Raw genomic sequence first — 16,202 nt, forward strand, 5'->3', positions numbered from 1 at the left:
AGCGAGAGGAGTTCATGATGGAATGGCTAATTTTTCTGGTCATCGTGGCAGCCGTAGTGGCCGGAGTGTTCTGGGCCAAGAAGCATTTCCGCAACGAGATTGACCGCGCCAAGCGCATCAACCGGGCCAACAAGAACCAGTAGCCAGGCCTCAGCCGGCCAGCGGTTTCCGGGCCAGGCTGAGTGCCTTGTACCAGTAGAACGATTCCTTCGGCGTGCGCTCCAGCGTTTCGAAATCCACGTGGACCAGGCCAAACCGCTGTGAGTAGCCGGCGGCCCATTCAAAGTTGTCCATCAGCGTCCAGACGTAATAGCCGCGGAGTTCCACGTCGTCGGCGATGCCGCCAGGTGCGGTTGCCTCCATCGCATGCTGGAGATGTCCAGCGATGTAGTCGATCCGTGGCTGGTCCGGCACCGGACCTGTGACGTGCTCGGGCTCAGGGAAGCTGGCACCGCTTTCCGTGATGTAGATCGGGGGCAGGGCGTCCTTGTAGCGGTCCTTCAGTTCCCGCAGCAGGATACCCAGATGCTCCGGAGCCACCGGCCAACCGAAACCTGTTGTCTCGTACTCTTCAAACGGCACCTGATGTGCAGGAATTTTGATCATCGCTTCGGCCGGCACCGTCAGGTCATCGCCGGTGCCCTGTCCGGCAGCTACTTTCACAGGCTGGTAATAGTTCACGCCGTAGAAGTCCACCGGCTGATGGATGGTGCGGAGATCGGCGTCGGAAATCTTTGGCAGGGAACGCAGCCACGGCTTCGCGAGCCGAAGAGCGAAGGGGTACCGGCCCAGCAGGATCGGATCGGCATAGATCCGGTTCAGCATCATGTCGAAGACCTTGGCTACGGCCCTGTCGGCAATCTTTTCCGTGGCGGGCCGGACCGGGGAGTGCAGGTTGGTCACGCCGATCCCGCCCCGGACCCCCTCCGCCCGCAGGGCCTGGACGGACAGGCCGTGTGCCAGCAGTTGGTGGTGGACGGCGGGAAAAGCGTCAAAGAGAAGGTAGCGCCCCGGTGCATGGACGCCGAGGGCATAACCGTTCAGCACCACCGAGGCAGGTTCGTTGAGCGTGACCCACTGGTCCACCCGGTCACCAAAACGCCGGCCGGCCGCGGCTGAGTATTCAGCGAACCGTTCGGCGGTGGCCCTGTTCATCCAGCCGCCGCCGTGTTCCAGGGGCAACGGCGTATCCCAGTGGTACAGGGTGGCCATGGGGGAGATGCCCGCTTCAAGGAGCTGATCGATCAGGCGGTCATAGAAGTCCAGGCCCTGCTCGTTGAAAGCGCCGCGGCCATCCGGCTGGATCCGGGGCCAGGAAATGGAAAAGCGGTAGGAATCCACGCCGAGTTCACGCATAAGCGCCACGTCTTCGGCCAACCGGTTGTAATGATCGCAGGCCATTGCCGGCGAGTGCCCGTCCCAGATGGCTCCCGGCTTCTCCACGAAGGCATCCCAGCCGGAGGGGCCTCTGCCGTCGGTGGCCAAAGCACCTTCGATCTGGAAAGCGGCTGCCGCGACTCCCAGGGTGAAGGAACGCGGCAGGCGGCCGGCCAGATCCTGGATGGAAACGTCATTTTCGACGGTCATGCCCCCATCATCCATTCGTAAGTTGGGGAAGGCAATGGCCTGCAGCTGGGTAGCAGCAGTGTCGTTTTGAGGCCCCACAGCCACAGTCACTGCTGCCCAGGTGGGACAGTAGCCGCAGATTCGCTTCTCCGGATAATATCCGGCATACTAGATGAGTTGTTCAAGCGCTTCTTCGTGTCCCGATCCGGATAATGCCGGGTGTCAGGGTCCAAGTGGAAGCCCAAACATAACCCACTCCCCATGGAACTGCGGATTTGTATGCGTGCTAAACGCGACACGCCCGACCGCGGGGGTCGGTTACGTCGGCAGGTTGAGGAACCCGGATTCATCCGGATTCAGCTTGTGCGGCGGGTGGTAGTTCAGACTTCAAATGCTTCGGCAGCCACATGCAACAAGAAAGTGAACAGAGCAGCCCTACTCAGAGCAGCACTAACTGAAAGAGAGTCAGGCGACATGGCGGGACAAAAAATCCGCATCCGGCTGAAGTCATACGACCACGAGGTCATTGACGTTTCAGCCCGGAAGATCGTTGAGACGGTCACGCGCGCAGGCGCAACGGTAGTTGGCCCTGTGCCGCTGCCTACGGAGAAGAACATCTACTGCGTAATCCGCTCTCCGCACAAGTACAAGGACAGCCGCGAGCACTTTGAAATGCGCACGCACAAGCGTCTTATCGACATCATCGATCCCACGCCGAAGGCTGTTGACTCGCTTATGCGTCTCGACCTGCCGGCCGACGTGAACATCGAAATCAAGCTGTAGGGAGGTGCTGAGAGACTATGACCGCAACCCGTAACGTAAAGGGCCTGCTGGGCACGAAGCTCGGCATGACCCAGGTCTGGGACGAGAACAACAAGCTCATCCCCGTCACTGTGGTCCAGGCAGATTCGAACGTCATCACCCAGCTGCGCAACGCAGACACTGATGGCTACGTCGCTGTACAGATCGGCTACGGCCAGATCGATCCCCGCAAGGTCACCAAGCCGCTGGCTGGTCACTTTGAAAAGGCAGGCGTCACGCCTCGCCGCCACGTCGTCGAACTGCGCACTGCAGATGCTGACACTTACGAGCTGGGCCAGGAGCTTTCTGTTGAGCTCTTCGAAGCCGGCCAGAAGATCGACGTCATCGGCACCACCAAGGGTAAGGGCTTCGCCGGCGTTATGAAGCGTCACGGCTTCCACGGCGTTGGAGCTTCCCACGGTGCCCACAAGAACCACCGTAAGCCCGGTTCAATCGGTGGCGCATCCACCCCGAGCCGCGTCTTCAAGGGCATGAAAATGGCCGGCCGCATGGGCGCCGTTCGTCACACCACGCTGAACCTCACGGTTCACGCAGTTGACGTCGAGAAGTCGCTGCTCCTGATCAAGGGTGCCGTCCCCGGCGCCCGCGGCCAGGTCGTACTCGTACGCACCGCCGTGAAGGGAGCCTAGTTAAATGACTAGCACTGTCAAGGTTGACCTGCCTGCAGAGATCTTCGACGTTCAGACCAACGTGCCGCTGCTGCACCAGGTCGTCGTTGCCCAGCTCGCTGCTGCTCGCCAGGGTACCCACAAGACCAAGACCCGCGCCGAGGTTTCCGGTGCAGGTCGCAAGCCGTTCAAGCAGAAGGGCACCGGCCGCGCCCGTCAGGGTTCAATCCGTGCTCCTCACATGACCGGTGGTGGCGTTGTCCACGGTCCCACACCGCGTGACTACAGCCAGCGCACCCCCAAGAAGATGATTGCTGCTGCACTGCGCGGCGCACTGTCTGACCGGGCCCGCAACGGACGCATCCACGTTGTTGCTGAACTTGTGGAGGGCACCAAGCCGTCCGTCAAGTCCGCACTTGCAACGCTGCGCGGAGTTTCCGAGCGCAAGAACCTGCTGGTTGTCATCGAGCGCGCCAACGATGTTGCAGCACTTTCCGTGCGCAACCTCGCCGGTGTTCACGTTCTGTACGCAGACCAGCTGAACACCTACGACGTACTCGTCTCTGACGACGTTGTCTTCACCAAGGCTGCCTACGAAGCATTCGTTGCTGACAAGGCAGTAGCAAAGAACGAGGAGGATGCCAAGTGAGTGCAGCCACCATCAAAGACCCGCGCGACGTCGTGCTTGCACCCGTCGTATCGGAAAAAAGCTACGGCCTGATCGATGAGGGCAAGTACACCTTCCTGGTGGACCCCCGCTCGAACAAGACCGAGATCAAGCTGGCCGTGGAGAAGATTTTCTCCGTCAAGGTCGAATCGATCAACACCATCAACCGTGCCGGTAAGCGCAAGCGCACCAAATTCGGATGGGGTACCCGCAAGAACACCAAGCGTGCAATTGTGAGCCTCAAAGAAGGCACCATCGACATCTTCGGCGGTCCGCTCTCGTAGCGGAGACCACTTTAACGAGGAAATAAATTATGGGAATCCGTAAGTACAAGCCGACTACACCGGGCCGTCGTGGCTCGAGCGTAGCGGACTTCACCGAAATCACGCGGTCAACGCCGGAAAAGTCGTTGGTACGTCCGCTGCCCAAAAAGGGCGGCCGTAACAACACCGGTAAGATCACCACCCGTCACAAGGGTGGTGGCCACAAGCGCCAGTACCGTCTGATCGACTTCCGTCGCCACGACAAGGACGGCGTCAACGCCCGCGTTGCCGAAATCGAGTACGATCCGAACCGCACGGCTCGCATCGCCCTCCTGCACTACGTTGATGGCACCAAGCGTTACATCATCGCCCCGAACAAGCTGTCCCAGGGTGACGTCGTTGAGGCAGGTGCCGGTGCTGACATCAAGCCCGGTAACAACCTGCCCCTGCTCAACATCCCGGTCGGTACCGTAATCCACGCAGTTGAACTGCGTCCGGGTGGCGGCGCCAAGATGGGCCGCTCCGCCGGTGCATCGATCCAGCTTGTTGCCAAGGAAGGCCGCTTCGCCCAGCTGCGTCTGCCTTCCGGCGAAATCCGCAACGTTGATGTGCGCTGCCGCGCAACCATCGGCGAGGTCGGCAACGCCGAGCAGTCGAACATCAACTGGGGCAAGGCCGGCCGTATGCGGTGGAAGGGCGTTCGCCCGACCGTCCGTGGTGTCGCCATGAACCCGGTTGACCACCCGCACGGTGGTGGCGAGGGTAAGACGTCCGGTGGACGTCACCCCGTCAACCCGAACGGTAAGCGTGAGGGCCGCACCCGCCGCCCGAACAAAGAGAGCGACAAGCTTATTGTGCGTCGTCGTCGTACTGGCAAGAACAAGCGATAGGAGCCTGGACACATGCCACGCAGCCTGAAAAAAGGTCCTTTCGTTGACCAGCACCTCTTTGTGAAGGTGGACAGGGAAAACGAAAAGGGCACCAAGAACGTCATCAAGACCTGGTCCCGCCGTTCGATGATCATCCCCGACATGCTCGGGCACACGATCGCCGTGCACGACGGACGCAAGCACATCCCCGTGTTTGTCACTGAGTCGATGGTCGGGCACAAGCTCGGCGAATTCGCTCCCACGCGGACATTCCGCGGCCATGTCAAGGACGACCGTAAGGGCAAGCGCCGCTAGGCGCCTGCACTTACGTCAAAGACGAGAGAAGGAAAGCAATGGAAGCCAAGGCAATTGCGCGTCACATCCGCGTAACGCCTATGAAGGCCCGGCGCGTCGTCAACCTTGTTCGTGGTAAGCAAGCGAATGAGGCTCTGGCAATTCTGAAGTTTGCCCCACAGGCAGCTTCAGAGCCGGTATTCAAGGTAGTTCAGTCGGCAATCTCCAACGCCCGGGTCCTCGCGGACCGCGACGGTGTTGCGTTTGACGAAGGTGACCTCATCATCAGCGAAGCGTTTGTTGATGAAGGCCCGACCATGAAGCGGTTCCAGCCGCGAGCCCAGGGTCGTGCATTTCAGATCAAGAAGCGCACGAGCCACATCACCGTGGTAGTCGCTACCCCGGAGAAAGAGGAGGCTCGCTAAGTGGGACAGAAAGTTAACCCGCACGGGTTCCGACTCGGCATCACCACCGATCACGTATCGCACTGGTTTGCTGACAGCACCAAGGCCGGCCAGCGGTACAAGGACTTCGTTCGCGAAGACATCCGTATCCGCCAGCTCATGTCCACGGGCATGGAGCGCGCCGGTATCGCCAAGGTTGAGATCGAGCGCACCCGTGACCGTGTCCGCGTGGATATCCACACGGCACGTCCGGGCATCGTTATCGGCCGCCGCGGCGCTGAAGCAGACCGCATCCGCGGCGAGCTTGAGAAGCTCACGGGCAAGCAGGTTCAGCTGAACATCCTCGAGGTCAAGAACCCCGAGATGGAAGCTCAGCTTGTTGCCCAGGGCGTTGCTGAGCAGCTGACTTCCCGCGTGGCTTTCCGCCGCGCGATGAAGAAGGCCATGCAGTCCGCACAGCGTGCAGGTGCCAAGGGCATCCGTATCGCTTGCTCCGGTCGACTGGGCGGCGCTGAAATGTCCCGCTCGGAGTTCTACCGCGAAGGCCGTGTGCCCCTGCACACCCTGCGTGCGAACATCGACTACGGCTTCTACGAGGCCAAGACCACCTTCGGCCGCATCGGCGTGAAGGTCTGGATCTACAAGGGTGACGTCACTTCCAAGGAACTGGCTCAGCAGGCAGCTGCTGCTCCGTCCCGTGGCCGCGGCCCCAGCGATCGCCCGGGCCGCCCGGGTGGCGCTGACCGTGGTGACCGCCGCCGTCGTACCGACCGTCCGGCAGCAGAGGCAGCTCCGGCTGCCGAGGCTCCGGCAGTTGAGGCTGCACCTGCTGCAGTAGAAGGAGGACAGGCTTAAATGCTTATCCCACGTCGAGTCAAGCACCGTAAGCAGCACCACCCGGGTCGTTCCGGCGCTGCTACGGGCGGCACCAAGGTCTCCTTCGGTGAGTACGGCATCCAGGCCCTGAGCCCGGCATACGTAACCAACCGTCAGATCGAGTCTGCCCGTATCGCGATGACCCGCCACATCAAGCGTGGCGGCAAGGTCTGGATCAACATTTACCCGGACCGTCCGATCACGAAGAAGCCTGCCGAAACCCGCATGGGTTCCGGTAAGGGTTCGCCGGAGTGGTGGGTCGCTAACGTCAAGCCGGGACGGGTTCTCTTTGAGATCTCCGGCGTCGAAGAATCGGTAGCTCGCGAGGCCCTGCGCCTGGCAATCCACAAGCTCCCGTTGAAGGCACGCATTTTGCGTCGCGAAGGTGGTGAATAGAAATGGCAGTAGGATCCAAGGAACTGGCATCCGCACAGCTGGACACGTTCGACAACGAGCGCCTCGTTGAAGAACTCCGTAAGGCTAAGGAAGAGCTGTTCAACCTGCGTTTTCAGTCCGCCACCGGTCAGCTGGAGAACCACGGTCGTCTGCGCGCGGTAAAGAAGGACATCGCACGCATCTACACCGTTCTCCGTGAGCGCGAGCTGGGCATTCGTGCCGAGGTTGCCGCACCCGTTGTGGAAGCCAAGGAAGAGAAGAAGTCCAAGAAGGCAGCAACCAAGAAGGCCGAAAAGGCTGAAACGGTTGAGACCGAGGAGGATGCCAAGTGAGTGAAAAGGACGAGAACGTGACGGAAACTGTTTCCGCAGCAGCTACGGCTGGCGAACGCGGTGACCGTAAGACGAAGCGTGGCTACGTAGTCTCGGACAAGATGGAAAAGACCATCGTTGTCCAGGTAGAAGACCGCGTAAAGCACGCCTTGTACGGTAAGGTCATCCGCCGCAACACGAAGATCAAGGCTCACGACGAAGAGAACATCGCCGGCATCGGCGACCTCGTTCTCCTCGCCGAGACCCGCCCGCTGTCCGCTACTAAGCGGTGGCGCCTGGTCGAGATCCTCGAAAAGGCCAAGTAACACCCGCAGCCTGCCTGCAGGCAATGCACGGAAACCCTCGTTCCCTCCGGGAGCGGGGGTTTTCCGCGTTTGTGGGGGAGCGCACCCCTGGCGGGCCGGAAGCGTGCCGTGCGTGACGCCGTCGTCCGTTTGCGGGGGAGCGCCTGCGGTGATATGGGGATCAGCGCAAAATATGCTAAGATTTTGAGTTTGTATGGCGCCTTTCGTGCGTCGACATCAACCTCGTAAACAATCGTGCCACGGCATAGTGCCCCCTCGCGCTTCGGACCTGTCCGAAACCGCCTGGGAAGCAAATGTTTTTGGCACGGGAGTTTAGGCCTGGTCTGGCAAAATCCAGGCAGGTCAAGAGACACCCCGATCAACCGTTCCGCAAGGCTCATTCCGTAGGAAGATTTTCGGTCTGAGAACCGGCGCGACGCAAGGAGTAAATAGTGATTCAGCAGGAGTCGCGACTCAAGGTCGCCGACAACACGGGTGCTAAGGAAATCCTTACCATTCGCGTTCTCGGTGGATCTGGCCGTCGCTACGCAGGCATTGGCGACGTCATCGTCGCTACCGTCAAGGACGCAATTCCGGGCGGCAACGTAAAGAAGGGCGATGTTGTTAAGGCAGTCATCGTCCGTACCAAGAAGGAACGCCGCCGTGCGGATGGTTCCTACATCAAGTTTGACGAGAACGCAGCTGTGATCCTGAAGGCTGACGGTGACCCCCGCGGTACCCGTATCTTCGGACCGGTTGGTCGTGAACTTCGTGACAAGAAGTTCATGAAGATCGTTTCTCTGGCTCCGGAGGTGCTCTAGTCCATGGCTAAGATCAAAAAGGGTGACCTCGTTCAGGTCATCACTGGCGCCAAGGCTGAGCGCGGCGGCGACAAAGGTAAGCAGGGCAAGGTTCTGCGCGTATTCCCCGAGACCAACCGCGTGTTGGTTGAAGGCATTAACCGCGTAACCAAGCACACCAAGGTCGGTCAGTCGCAGCGCGGCACCAAGACCGGTGGCATCGAGGTCGTAGAAGCTTCGATCCACATCTCCAACGTGGCTCTGGTTGACCCGTCCACCAAGAAGCCCACCCGCGTCGGTTTCCGCACCGAGACCGTTGAGCGCGATGGCGTGAAGCGCGAAGTGCGTGTCCGCGTGGCCAAGAGCTCCGGGAAGGACATCTAATGACTGAGACTCTCGAGACTCCGGCAACGAAGATCGTTCCTCGTCTGAAGACCAAGTACGCCGATTCCATCAAGAGCACGCTCATTGAGGAATTCAGCTACAACAACGTCAACCAGGTTCCCCGCCTGGTGAAGGTCGTTGTGAACATGGGTGTTGGAGATGCCGCTAAGGACTCCAAGCTGATCGACGGCGCTGTCCGCGATCTGACCCTGATCACCGGCCAGAAGCCGCAGGTAACCAAGGCCCGCAAGTCGATCGCACAGTTCAAGCTGCGCGAAGGCATGCCCATCGGCGCACACGCAACTCTGCGTGGAGACCGCATGTGGGAATTCCTGGATCGTCTGGTCACGCTGGCACTGCCCCGTATCCGCGACTTCCGCGGCCTCAGTGGCAAGCAGTTCGACGGCAACGGCAACTACACCTTCGGTCTGACCGAGCAGGTTATGTTCCACGAAATCGACCAGGATTCCATCGACCGCACCCGCGGCATGGACATCACGGTTGTTACCACTGCCAAGACCGATGACGAAGGCCGCGCGCTGCTTAAGGCGCTTGGTTTCCCGTTCAAGGCCGAAGACTAATCTAGCTACGTAACAGGTCCTTCGCTGAAGCTTTGCGCTGCAGCGAGGAAACCGTTATGAGGAAGGGCAAGAGCCCAACATGACAATGACAGATCCTGTCGCAGACATGCTTACGCGTCTGCGCAATGCAAACTCGGCATACCACGATTCCGTGTCCATGCCGTACAGCAAGCTCAAGGCACGCGTTGCCGACATCCTGAAGGCCGAAGGTTACATCGCCTCCTGGAAAGAAGAAGACGCTGAGGTTGGCAAGAAGCTGACCCTCGAGCTCAAGTTCGGTCCGAACCGCGAGCGTTCAATCGCTGGTGTTCGTCGTATTTCCAAGCCGGGCCTGCGTGTTTACGCAAAGTCCACCAACCTCCCGCACGTGCTCGGTGGCCTGGGTGTCGCAATCCTGTCCACCTCTTCCGGCCTCTTGACTGATAAGCAAGCCGGCAAGAAGGGCGTGGGCGGCGAAGTCCTCGCCTACGTCTGGTAACGGGAAAGGAAGAGAATAATGTCACGTATTGGACGTCTCCCCATCACCGTTCCCGCCGGCGTTGAGGTCAAGGTTGACGGCTCTGTCGTCAGCGTCAAGGGTGCCAAAGGCGAGCTGAACCACACTGTGGCCAGCCCGATCGAGGTTTCCCTTGAAGCAGAGACCCTGACTGTCGCCCGCCCGAACGACGAGCGCGCCTCCCGTTCACTCCACGGCCTCACCCGCACCCTGATCTCCAACATGATCGAGGGCGTTACCAAGGGCTACGAGAAGAAGCTTGAAATCGTTGGTACTGGTTACCGCGTTCAGGCCAAGGGATCTGACCTTGAGTTCGCTCTCGGCTACAGCCACCCGGTAAATGTCTCCGCACCGGAGGGCATCACCTTTGCAGTTGAGACCCCGACCAAGCTCTCTGTTTCAGGTATCAACAAGCAGCAGGTCGGCGAGGTTGCTGCCAACATTCGCAAGCTGCGGAAGCCGGACCCCTATAAGGGCAAGGGCATTCGCTACGCAGGCGAAGTCATCCGCCGCAAGGTCGGAAAGGCTGGTAAGTAACCATGGCCATCTCAATTAATAAGAAGCGTACGAACAAGAGCAAGTCTGCTTCGCGCAGCCGCCGCCAGCTTCGTATCCGCAAGCGCATCTCCGGTACGGCTGTACGTCCTCGTCTGGTCGTCAACCGTTCCGCACGCCACGTATTCGTCCAGGTTGTCGATGACACCAAGGGCCTGACCGTAGCGAGCGCCTCCACATTGGAAGCCGACCTTCGTGCATTCGAAGGCGACAAGACCGCCAAGGCCAAGCGCGTTGGCGAGCTCGTTGCCGAGCGTGCGAAGGCTGCCGGTATCGAAGCTGTTGTCTTCGACCGCGGTGGTAACAAGTACCACGGCCGGATCGCTGCTGTCGCTGACGGCGCACGTGAAGGTGGGCTGTCACTGTGACGGAAGCAAACAAGGAAAAGGACACTGTGTCTGCAGATCAGAAGGCGACTGAAGCCGTAGCTGCTCCGGCCACTGAGACCACTGCTCCCGCAGCCGCTGCTGATGACCGCCGTGGTGGCGCTCGTCGTGGCGAGCGTGGAGACCGTGGCCAGGGCCGCGGCGACCGTGGTGGCCGTGGCGGCCGCGACGGCGGCCGTGAAGCTGAGAAGAGCCAGTTCGTAGAGCGCGTTGTCACCATCAACCGCGTTTCCAAGGTGGTCAAGGGTGGTCGTCGCTTCAGCTTCACCGCTCTGGTCGTCGTTGGTGACGGTAACGGCATGGTCGGCGTTGGCTACGGCAAGGCTAAGGAAGTTCCTGCCGCAATCGCGAAGGGCGTAGAAGAGGCCAAGAAGTCCTTCTTCCGCGTTCCCCGCATTGGCAGCACCATCCCGCACCGCGTTCAGGGTGAGGCCGCTGCAGGCGTCGTAATGCTGCGTCCGGCTTCCGCCGGTACCGGTGTTATCGCTGGTGGCCCGGTCCGTGCAGTACTGGAGTGCGTGGGCATCCACGACATCCTCTCCAAGTCGCTCGGTTCCTCAAACGCCATCAACATCGTTCACGCGACCGTTGATGCCCTGAAGCGCCTCGAAGAGCCGGCAGCAGTGGCAGCACGCCGCGGCTTGCCCCTCGACGAGGTTGCTCCGCCGGCAATGGTGAAGGCAATCCTGAACCAGAAGGCGGGTGTCTAAGTCATGGCTAAGAACCTGATTCCCTCCGACGCTCAGTTGGAGATCACTCAGATCAAGTCCGTCATTGGCGGCAAGCAGAACCAGCGCGACACCCTGCGGTCCCTCGGCCTGAAGCGGATCGGACACACCGTTGTCCGCACCGCCGACGCCGTGACTGTTGGAATGCTCAACACGGTTCCGCACCTGGTACAGGTAGAGGAGGCGAAGTAAATGGCAGAGAAAAACACTGCTGAGAAGGCACAGAGCGCGGCTGCTGAGAAGCAGAACGCTCTGAAGGTCCACCACCTGCGTCCCGCCCCGGGTGCCAAGACCGCCAAGACCCGTGTTGGTCGTGGTGAAGGTTCCAAGGGTAAGACCGCTGGTCGCGGTACCAAGGGTACGAAGGCCCGTTACCAGATCAAGGCTGGCTTTGCCGGCGGCCAGTTGCCGCTGCACATGCGCCTGCCGAAGCTGCGCGGCTTCAAGAACCCGTTCCGGGTTGAGTTCCAGGTTGTAAACCTGGACAAGCTCAACGAGCTGTTCCCGGAAGGTGGCGCAGTCACCGTGGAGAACCTGGTTGAAAAGGGTGCCGTTCGCAAGAACCAGCCCGTCAAGGTGCTTGGCACCGGCGACATCACCGTCAAGGTTGACGTCACCGCCCACGCATTCTCGGCCAGCGCCACAGAGAAGATTGCTGCAGCAGGCGGAACCACCACTGCTCTCTAGCAGTCGGTGGGCTGAAGCCCGTTGCTGACTCCCGGCGTGCAGGACCCCAGGGCCCTGCACGCCGGGAGTTTCTTCATATCCGCCCGCCGAATAATTCCCGCCGCCCGTCGCGGGGTTGACCCTGCGGATTATTCGCAGGACGCATCCACCCGTTAGACTCGGTTGTTGGGATTATTGAGACCCATCACACCACGCTTATTTACAACACAGGAGGACGCTTGCTTAGCGCATTTGGCCGGGCCTTTCGCACGCCTGATCTGCGACGCAAGTTGTTGTTCACGCTGGGAATCATCACAATCTTCCGCTTGGGTGCCTTCATTCCCTCGCCTGGTGTGAACTACCAGAATGTCCAGCAATGCTTGCAGAACGGTCAGACCGCAGGCGGGCTCTACCAGCTCGTCAACCTGTTCAGCGGCGGTGCATTGCTTCAGGTGTCCATCTTCGCGCTGGGCATCATGCCGTACATCACCGCCAGCATCATCGTGCAGCTGCTCCGTGTGGTCATTCCCCGGTTCCAGCAGCTGTACGAGGAGGGCGCCTCCGGGCAGTCCAAGCTCACGCAGTACACGCGGTACCTCACCATCGCCCTGGGCCTGTTGAACGCAACGACGCTGATCTCCTTGGCCCGTTCAGGGCAGCTGCTTCCGGGCTGTGCCCTGCCGATCATTCCCGACGACAGCGTCATCACCACGATCCTGCTGATCATCACCCTCACCGCCGGCACCGGGCTCATCATGTGGATGGGCGAGCTTGTCACCGAAAAGGGTGTGGGCAACGGAATGTCGCTGCTCATCTTCACCTCCATCGCGGCAACTTTCCCCACCTCCCTCGGGGCCATCTGGAGCTCGCAGGGTCCGGGCACGTTCTTCATGGTCCTGGGCATCGGCCTCCTGACCGTCGCCCTGGTGGTGTTCGTGGAGCAGTCCCAGCGCCGCGTTCCGGTGCAGTATGCCAAGCGCATGATCGGACGCCGCACCGTGGGCGGCACCAGCACCTACATTCCCATCAAGGTGAACATGGCCGGCGTGATCCCTGTGATCTTTGCTTCCTCCATGCTCTACCTGCCGGGACTGATCTCGCAGTTCAACCAGCCCAAGGCCGGTGAGCCGCTCCAGCCGTGGGTTGAGTGGATCAACAACAACCTGACCCGCGGCGACCACCCGATCTATATGGCGCTGTACTTCGCCATGATCGTGTTTTTCACATACTTCTACGTCGCGATCACCTTCAACCCTGAAGAGGTCTCCGACAACATGAAGAAGTACGGCGGTTTCATCCCGGGTATCCGTGCCGGTAAACCGACCGCGGACTACCTGCAGTACGTGCTCTCCCGGATCACGCTGCCCGGCGCCCTGTACCTGGGCTTCGTGGCGCTGATTCCATTGGTTGCACTGGTACTGATCAACGCGAACCAGAACTTCCCGTTCGGTGGCACCTCGATCCTGATCATGGTGGGCGTTGGCCTTGAAACCGTCAAGCAAATAGATGCGCAACTACAGCAACGTCACTACGAAGGGCTTTTGCGATGACGAAAATGTTGATTATTGGACCGCCCGGTTCCGGTAAAGGAACCCAAGCAGAACGTATTTCCGAGCGCCTCGGTGTTGTGGCGATTTCCACCGGTGATATCTTCCGCGCCAATGTGATGGGCGAAACGCCCCTTGGCATCGAGGCCAAGAAGTACATGGACGCAGGGGACTTCGTTCCGGACAGCGTGACCAACAAGATGGTCCGCGACCGCCTCAGCGAGGACGACGTCGAAAACGGCTTCCTCCTGGACGGGTACCCCCGCACCACCGCGCAGGTTGATTACCTCGACGGCATCCTCGCCAACAGCGAAGAGAAGCTCGACGTCGTCCTGCAGCTCACGGCCGACGACGAGGAACTCGTTTCCCGCCTGCTGGGCCGGGCCAAGGAAACCGGCCGGAGCGACGACAATGAAGCCGTAATCCGCCACCGCTTGGACCTCTACCACGAGCAGACCGAAGCCGTTGTGGCGAAGTATGCCGAACGCGGCATCCTGACCCAGGTTGACGGCATCGGAGGCATTGACGAAGTCACCGACCGCGTCATGTCTGCCATCAAGGCCGCTCAGGCCGCCTGAGCCAGGCAAACAGCATTTCGAGGCTCCTCCCGGCACCCGGGAGGAGCCTCAGCCATTGAAAGGACACACCATGGCCTTCGGCCAGCCCCGTATCGAATACAAAACCAACGCCCAGATGCGCACCATGCACGAGGCCGGCCTGGTCCTGAGCCGTGCCCTGGATGCCGCTGTTGCGGCGGCCGTGCCAGGCGTCACCACCAAGCACCTGGACGACGTCTTCGCCGCAGTGCTGAACGAGGCCGGTGCCAAGTCCAACTTCCTGGGCTACCACGGCTTCCCCGCTACCGTCTGCACGTCCGTGAACGAGGAAGTGGTCCACGGCATCCCCGGCGGCCGCGTCCTGAACGACGGCGACATCATTTCGATCGACGGCGGCGCGATTGTTGACGGCTGGCATTCGGACTCCGCGCGGACAGTCATCGTGGGCAAGGCCGATCCGGAGGACCAGCGGCTCTCCGACGTCACCCGGGCCGCCATGTGGCACGGCATCGCTGCGCTGGCCAAGAGAGGCCACGTCGGCGACGTCGGCGCGGCCATCGATGACTACGTGTCTTCAGTCCCGGGCAAGCCGCTGGGCATCCTGGAGGACTACGTGGGCCACGGCATCGGCTCAGAAATGCACATGGCACCGGATGTCCTGAACTACCGGACCAGCCACCGCGGCCCCAAGGTCAAGCCCGGGCTGTGCCTTGCCATCGAGCCCATGCTGGTCCGCGGCAGCATCGACACCGCTGTCCTGGCCGACGACTGGACCGTGGTGACCACTGACGGCCAGCGCTCCTGCCAGTGGGAACACTCCGTGGCCGTCCATGACAGGGGGATCTGGGTTCTTTCAGCGCCCGACGGCGGTGCGGAGCACCTGGTGCCGCTCGGCGTCGTCCCGGTGCCGATCCCGTAGGTTTCGACAGGTCTTTTCCCCTGCGACACAGAAAATCCCTGGGGACACCCGAATACCGGTGTCCCCAGGGATTTTCTGTGTCGCGGGCGGCTTTGGGCGTCGTTAAGCGGCTGTCCGGGGATAAGGCGCAGGGCACAATGGAGCTCATGGGAGCCATTACCGACGTACCGGGAATCCGCGTGGGGCACGCACAGAAGAACGACGACGGCTGGCTGAGTGGGGTGACGGTGGTGCTGCCACCGCCGGGGACCGTGGGGTCGGTGGACGTCCGCGGCGGCGGTCCGGGCACGCACGAGACCGATGCCCTGGACCCCACCACGCTCGTCTCCACCGTGGACGCCGTGGTCCTCACCGGCGGCAGTGCCTACGGGCTGGTCTCTGCCCACGGCGCGCAGCGCTGGTGCGAGGAAAACGGCAGGGGGTTCCCGGTAACCGGGGGAGTGGTGCCGATCGTCCCGGCCGCCGCCATCTTCGACCTGGGCCGCGGCGGCGACTTCTCAGCACGCCCGACGGCGGACATGGGCTACGCGGCTGCCGTCGCCGCAGCTGCGCAACCGGAAGGCCACGACGTCGGACGCGGCAATGTGGGCGCCGGCACCGGAGCCGTCATCGGGCGGACCTATAAGGGCGGGGTGGGCACGGCATCGGTCGGCTTGGAGAACGGCGTGATTGTCGGAGCCCTTGCGGTGGTGAACGCGCTGGGACTGCCGGTGGTGGATTCGAGCACGGTGGACGAACGCGGACCGGTGGTTGAGCCTGTCGAAACCAAGGCCGTGGATTTCGACAAGCTCAATCACCGGGAGCACAAGCTCAATCACCGGGAGGGCGCGCCGCCGCTGAACACAACACTCGTTGTTGTGGCTACGAACGCGGTCCTGGACCCTGCCGAGTGTTATCGGACGGCCTCCGCGTCGCATGCTGGACTGGCCCGGGCCCTCAATCCGTCGCACACGTTAGCCGACGGGGATACTGTCTTTTGCCTCGCCACTGGTGAGGTGCCCTTGGACCGGAGTACGGAAAGTGCCCGGCAGATAAGCCTCATCACGCTCCAGAGTGCGGCAGCCGACGTCGTACGCTTGGCAATTCTGGATGGCGTACAGAGCGCGGAGGCAGTGAGCACTCCCGCCGGTGAATATGGTGCGTACGGCCGTCTGTAGGTTACTATGCTCGATTTAACATTTACGCCGATAGAGGGTAGTGTT

The 16,202-nt window shown here is 61.2% G+C and carries 26 protein-coding genes; 25 read left to right on the plus strand and 1 reads right to left on the minus strand.

The window, feature by feature from the left end; translation table 11 throughout:
• Positions 1-14 precede the first annotated feature (14 nt).
• A complete protein-coding gene (locus J2808_RS01380) occupies positions 15-143 on the plus strand; it encodes a hypothetical protein (protein WP_309811894.1) in 129 nt (42 codons plus the stop codon).
• Positions 144-150: 7 nt separating this feature from the next.
• On the opposite strand, the gene J2808_RS01385 is transcribed toward J2808_RS01380, so the two are convergent.
• Entirely contained in the window at positions 151-1,587 is a 1,437-nt protein-coding gene (locus tag J2808_RS01385) for a GH1 family beta-glucosidase (RefSeq protein WP_309810540.1), read from the minus strand.
• A gap of 453 nt (positions 1,588-2,040) precedes the next feature.
• Between J2808_RS01385 and rpsJ the strand changes: the two genes are divergently transcribed.
• The 24 genes from rpsJ (at position 2,041) to J2808_RS01505 (ending at position 16,157) form a co-directional block, all read left to right on the plus strand.
• The gene (gene rpsJ / locus J2808_RS01390; protein WP_038464699.1) at positions 2,041-2,349 is read left to right on the plus strand and encodes a 30S ribosomal protein S10; all 309 of its coding nucleotides are present in this window, start codon (positions 2,041-2,043) and stop codon (positions 2,347-2,349) included.
• A gap of 17 nt (positions 2,350-2,366) precedes the next feature.
• A complete protein-coding gene (gene rplC, locus J2808_RS01395; RefSeq protein ID WP_108599010.1) occupies positions 2,367-3,017 on the plus strand; it encodes a 50S ribosomal protein L3 in 651 nt (216 codons plus the stop codon).
• A gap of 4 nt (positions 3,018-3,021) precedes the next feature.
• Positions 3,022-3,645 (plus strand): 50S ribosomal protein L4, encoded by a 624-nt coding sequence (gene rplD, locus J2808_RS01400; protein ID WP_164205889.1) that lies wholly within the window; start codon positions 3,022-3,024, stop codon positions 3,643-3,645.
• Complete coding sequence (gene rplW, locus J2808_RS01405) at positions 3,642-3,947, plus strand: 50S ribosomal protein L23 (protein WP_018773664.1); 306 nt, start codon at positions 3,642-3,644, stop codon at positions 3,945-3,947. Before rplD ends, rplW begins: the two co-directional genes overlap by 4 nt.
• Positions 3,948-3,976: 29 nt before the next feature.
• The gene (rplB, locus tag J2808_RS01410) at positions 3,977-4,816 is read left to right on the plus strand and encodes a 50S ribosomal protein L2 (RefSeq protein ID WP_164205891.1); all 840 of its coding nucleotides are present in this window, start codon (positions 3,977-3,979) and stop codon (positions 4,814-4,816) included.
• A gap of 12 nt (positions 4,817-4,828) precedes the next feature.
• A complete protein-coding gene (gene rpsS / locus J2808_RS01415) occupies positions 4,829-5,110 on the plus strand; it encodes a 30S ribosomal protein S19 (protein WP_011692805.1) in 282 nt (93 codons plus the stop codon).
• Positions 5,111-5,148: 38 nt separating this feature from the next.
• A complete protein-coding gene (gene rplV, locus J2808_RS01420) occupies positions 5,149-5,514 on the plus strand; it encodes a 50S ribosomal protein L22 (protein ID WP_003803798.1) in 366 nt (121 codons plus the stop codon).
• Entirely contained in the window at positions 5,515-6,348 is an 834-nt protein-coding gene (gene rpsC / locus J2808_RS01425; RefSeq protein WP_309810553.1) for a 30S ribosomal protein S3, read from the plus strand.
• Positions 6,349-6,765: a 50S ribosomal protein L16 gene (rplP, locus tag J2808_RS01430; RefSeq protein WP_190987321.1), complete on the plus strand. Its 417-nt coding sequence runs from the start codon at positions 6,349-6,351 to the stop codon at positions 6,763-6,765. It abuts the gene before it with no gap.
• 2 nt (positions 6,766-6,767) lie between these two features.
• Complete coding sequence (rpmC, locus tag J2808_RS01435; protein ID WP_066293285.1) at positions 6,768-7,097, plus strand: 50S ribosomal protein L29; 330 nt, start codon at positions 6,768-6,770, stop codon at positions 7,095-7,097.
• Positions 7,094-7,402: a 30S ribosomal protein S17 gene (gene rpsQ / locus J2808_RS01440; RefSeq protein ID WP_309810563.1), complete on the plus strand. Its 309-nt coding sequence runs from the start codon at positions 7,094-7,096 to the stop codon at positions 7,400-7,402. The genes rpmC and rpsQ overlap by 4 nt, the downstream gene beginning before the upstream one ends.
• 431 nt (positions 7,403-7,833) lie before the next feature.
• Positions 7,834-8,202, plus strand: a complete 369-nt coding sequence (gene rplN / locus J2808_RS01445; protein WP_024366126.1) for a 50S ribosomal protein L14 — start codon at positions 7,834-7,836, stop codon at positions 8,200-8,202.
• 3 nt (positions 8,203-8,205) lie between these two features.
• Positions 8,206-8,565: a 50S ribosomal protein L24 gene (gene rplX, locus J2808_RS01450; protein WP_024366125.1), complete on the plus strand. Its 360-nt coding sequence runs from the start codon at positions 8,206-8,208 to the stop codon at positions 8,563-8,565.
• On the plus strand, positions 8,565-9,146 hold the full coding sequence (gene rplE / locus J2808_RS01455; protein ID WP_164205897.1) for a 50S ribosomal protein L5: 582 nt from the start codon (positions 8,565-8,567) through the stop codon (positions 9,144-9,146). The genes rplX and rplE overlap by 1 nt, the downstream gene beginning before the upstream one ends.
• Positions 9,147-9,225: 79 nt before the next feature.
• A complete protein-coding gene (gene rpsH, locus J2808_RS01460) occupies positions 9,226-9,624 on the plus strand; it encodes a 30S ribosomal protein S8 (protein ID WP_056425243.1) in 399 nt (132 codons plus the stop codon).
• 18 nt (positions 9,625-9,642) lie between these two features.
• Positions 9,643-10,179, plus strand: coding sequence for a 50S ribosomal protein L6 (gene rplF, locus J2808_RS01465; protein ID WP_309810574.1), 537 nt, complete (start codon positions 9,643-9,645; stop codon positions 10,177-10,179).
• A 2-nt stretch (positions 10,180-10,181) separates the two neighbouring features.
• Entirely contained in the window at positions 10,182-10,565 is a 384-nt protein-coding gene (gene rplR, locus J2808_RS01470) for a 50S ribosomal protein L18 (protein WP_058931720.1), read from the plus strand.
• Positions 10,562-11,293: a 30S ribosomal protein S5 gene (gene rpsE, locus J2808_RS01475; RefSeq protein ID WP_309810578.1), complete on the plus strand. Its 732-nt coding sequence runs from the start codon at positions 10,562-10,564 to the stop codon at positions 11,291-11,293. Before rplR ends, rpsE begins: the two co-directional genes overlap by 4 nt.
• Before the next feature lie 3 nt (positions 11,294-11,296).
• Entirely contained in the window at positions 11,297-11,503 is a 207-nt protein-coding gene (rpmD, locus tag J2808_RS01480) for a 50S ribosomal protein L30 (protein ID WP_164205902.1), read from the plus strand.
• On the plus strand, positions 11,504-11,998 hold the full coding sequence (gene rplO / locus J2808_RS01485; RefSeq protein ID WP_309810585.1) for a 50S ribosomal protein L15: 495 nt from the start codon (positions 11,504-11,506) through the stop codon (positions 11,996-11,998). It begins immediately after the preceding gene.
• Positions 11,999-12,216: 218 nt separating this feature from the next.
• Positions 12,217-13,527 carry a preprotein translocase subunit SecY gene (gene secY / locus J2808_RS01490; protein WP_309810588.1) on the plus strand — a complete coding sequence of 437 codons (1,311 nt, stop codon included), beginning with the start codon at positions 12,217-12,219 and terminating at the stop codon, positions 13,525-13,527.
• A 5-nt stretch (positions 13,528-13,532) separates the two neighbouring features.
• Positions 13,533-14,102: an adenylate kinase gene (locus J2808_RS01495; RefSeq protein ID WP_309811810.1), complete on the plus strand. Its 570-nt coding sequence runs from the start codon at positions 13,533-13,535 to the stop codon at positions 14,100-14,102.
• 70 nt (positions 14,103-14,172) lie between these two features.
• Entirely contained in the window at positions 14,173-15,000 is an 828-nt protein-coding gene (gene map, locus J2808_RS01500; protein ID WP_309811811.1) for a type I methionyl aminopeptidase, read from the plus strand.
• 146 nt (positions 15,001-15,146) lie between these two features.
• Complete coding sequence (locus J2808_RS01505) at positions 15,147-16,157, plus strand: P1 family peptidase (protein WP_309810590.1); 1,011 nt, start codon at positions 15,147-15,149, stop codon at positions 16,155-16,157.
• The last annotated feature ends 45 nt before the right edge of the window (positions 16,158-16,202 follow it).

The sequence above is a fragment of the Pseudarthrobacter sulfonivorans genome (assembly GCF_031454915.1).
Lineage (GTDB): Bacteria > Actinomycetota > Actinomycetes > Actinomycetales > Micrococcaceae > Arthrobacter > Arthrobacter sulfonivorans_C.